We start from the raw sequence: 1,572 nt of genomic DNA, 5'->3' as shown, positions 1-1,572 counted from the left end.
CCACGCAGGAGAACGCCGAGGAGTTCAGCCAGTCCCAGGAGAGCGCCAAGGTCGCCGCCCTGAAGGAACTGGACGAGCCGCCAGCAGTGCCGGGACCACGGCGACGAGGAGGGCGGGCAGGGCGCCGTTGCGGGCTGCCGTGACCATGGCCGCGATGTTCGCCTCCTCCGGCGCGAGCGGCATCACGGCGTACATCACGAGTCCGGTGCGGTGACGGCCGTCGCCCTGGTCGAACATGACGGGCATGCCGATGGTGAGCCACGCCCGGCCGTCGCGGACGACCCGCTGGAACGAGGCGTGCGCGTTCTCCCGGGCGGCCCTGCGCAGCTGCTCGGTGAGGATCTGCGAGGTGGGCCGGTCGGAGGAGGAGACCCGCAGGCCCGCGTACTCGGCGAAGACGATCCAGGTGTGCGGCTTGCCCTCCCGCGCGAGGGTCTCGCAGAGCGAGCGCAGCCGTGGGGCGTCCAGCGGAAAGCCCGGACCGAGCGCCGCGACCCGGTCGCGGAACTGCCCGACTGCCGTGTCCTGAGCCTGCTCCAGGACCGCCGAGCGCGCCTCCCGATAGGTCAGGGCGGCGGTCGTGGCCGCGCTGATCGCGGCCACCAGCAGGAAAGCGGCGACGAGTCGGGTGCGCAGACCGAGATGAGGGCTCAGCACCCTCATGACAGCGGCCCGAAGCGGTAGCCGAAGCCGCGCACGGTCTGGATGTACCGGGGGCTGCCGGCCGCGTCCTCGATCTTCTGGCGCAGCCTCCGCACGCAGGCGTCGACCAGACGCGCGTCACCGTGGTAGCTGTGCTCCCAGACGTATTCGAGGAGTTGCTGCCGGCTGAACACCTGCTCGGGAGAGGCCGACAGATGGAGCAGCAGCTTGAGTTCCGAGGGGGCGAGCAGAACCCGTTCGCCCGCCCTGGTGACGGTGAGCCCGGCCCGGTCCACGGCCAGATCGCCGTGGAACTCGGTGCCCGTGCGGCCCGTCGGCGCGCCGAGCCTGCGCAGGACGGCGCGGATGCGTGCCTCGATGACCTCGGTGCGGGCGGGCTTGACGATGTAGTCGTCCGCACCCGCCTCCAGCCCGACGACGACGTCGAAATCGTCACCGCGCGCGGTGAGCATGATGATCGGCAGCTGGCTCGACTCGCGGATGCGCCGGCAGACCTGCACCCCGTTGATGCCGGGCAGCATCAGATCGAGGAGCACCAGATCGGGCCGGAAGGCGGCGAGCGCCTCCAGCCCGGCTTCCCCGGTTCCGGCGGCCAGGAGCTCGTGCCCCCGGCGGCGGAGCCCCAGTTCGACCCCTTCGCGCACGGAGGGGTCGTCTTCTATCAAGAGCACACGTGGCATGGCGCGAGTATCCCAACGATCATGGTCGAAGGCCCGCCCCGAAGTTCGTCGCCGACGTGCACGGAGGGCCAGATGTGCTGTGGGGGTACGAGGTTGCCGCGCGAAGGGCCTTCCGCCGCAGTCCTCGCACGTTCCCTACCGGCGCAGCCGGGCCCGGACGGACGAGAGCAGCGCGCTCGTCTCCCGCAGACGCAGCGGGCGGGCCAGCAGGGCGATCACCGACGCCAGA

At 71.4% G+C, this 1,572-nt stretch carries 2 protein-coding genes; both read right to left on the bottom strand.

Annotated features, from left to right (window positions below; all coding sequences use genetic code 11):
• Nucleotides 1-24: 24 nt before the first annotated feature.
• Nucleotides 25-663 carry a hypothetical protein gene (locus ACWD3D_RS36840; RefSeq protein ID WP_451464991.1) on the bottom strand — a complete coding sequence of 213 codons (639 nt, stop codon included), beginning with the start codon at nucleotides 661-663 and terminating at the stop codon, nucleotides 25-27.
• Nucleotides 660-1,343, bottom strand: a complete 684-nt coding sequence (locus tag ACWD3D_RS36835; RefSeq protein WP_451464990.1) for a response regulator — start codon at nucleotides 1,341-1,343, stop codon at nucleotides 660-662. The genes ACWD3D_RS36840 and ACWD3D_RS36835 overlap by 4 nt, the downstream gene beginning before the upstream one ends.
• Between the last annotated feature and the right edge of the window lie 229 nt (nucleotides 1,344-1,572).

This window comes from Streptomyces sp. NPDC002690 (assembly GCF_053592415.1).
This window is presented reverse-complemented; position numbering and strand designations above follow the sequence as displayed.

Coding starts and splice junctions, on each gene's coding strand:
- ACWD3D_RS36840 (WP_451464991.1), bottom strand. CDS start 663: ATGAGGGTGCTGAGCCCTCATCTCGGTCTGCGCACCCGACTCGTCGCC.
- ACWD3D_RS36835 (WP_451464990.1), bottom strand. CDS start 1,343: ATGCCACGTGTGCTCTTGATAGAAGACGACCCCTCCGTGCGCGAAGGG.